This window comes from Cellulomonas sp. (assembly GCF_017744555.1).
Classification (GTDB): Bacteria; Actinomycetota; Actinomycetes; order Actinomycetales; family Cellulomonadaceae; genus Cellulomonas.
Genome location: NZ_JAGIBD010000001.1, coordinates 493620 through 494318, shown reverse-complemented (window position 1 = coordinate 494318; position 699 = coordinate 493620). Strand labels below are relative to the sequence as shown.

The following is a 699-nucleotide window of genomic DNA, read 5'->3' as shown; positions in this document are numbered from 1 at the left end:
TGACACACCACAGAGCCCCGAAAGGGAATCGAACCCTTGACCTTCTCCTTACCATGGAGACGCTCTGCCGACTGAGCTATCGGGGCAGCGCGGATCAGAGTACACGGGCCACGGGGCACCTGCGAAATCGGGGTCGCGCGCGGCGCCCCGGACGCCCGCGACGTCCCGCGGACGCGGGCCCGCGGCCCTCGGCGCGGGGCGCACCCACCGGCGCCGTCGCCCCGGCCCCCGGTCGTCCGCCTAAGCGTTTCGGCTCGTCGCGGCCGGCGCGGACCGCGTGCCACGATCCCGCGCATGCCACCCCTTCGCCGTCGTCCTGACGTCCGGCCCGCCGCCCCCTCCCCGGGTGCCGCACGGCCCCGTCCCGTCGCGCACCGCGCGGCCCTGCCCACCGTGCTCGCGGCCGTCACGCTCCTCGTGTCGGCGGCCTGCGGGTCCGACGCGGACGCCGGGGTCGACCCGTCGGCGGCGGACTGGCCCGCCGCCGTCTCCCCCGCCGAGGCCGACGGCGACGTGTGGGCCGTCTGGACGGCCGTCGACGCGAGCGCCGACGCCGAGGCCCTCACGGCCGAGGTCGCGCGCCTCGACCAGCAGGGCTACGACGTCGAGCCCGTCGACCCGGCGTGCCAGGAGGGCGCCCACGAGCAGCTCGCGGCACTCACCGGCATCGCGGAGCCCGTGGCCGTCGGCGTCCTGTTC

At 77.3% G+C, this 699-nt stretch carries 1 protein-coding gene and 1 tRNA gene; one reads left to right on the top strand and one right to left on the bottom strand.

The features are described from left to right. Positions 1–13 precede the first annotated feature (13 nt). Positions 14–86, bottom strand: a tRNA-Thr gene (locus tag J7523_RS02225). A 208-nt stretch (positions 87–294) separates the two neighbouring features. Here J7523_RS02225 and J7523_RS02220 point away from each other — a divergent pair. Next, positions 295–699: hypothetical protein (locus J7523_RS02220; protein ID WP_291881635.1), on the top strand; the 405-nt coding region annotated here is incomplete at its 3' end.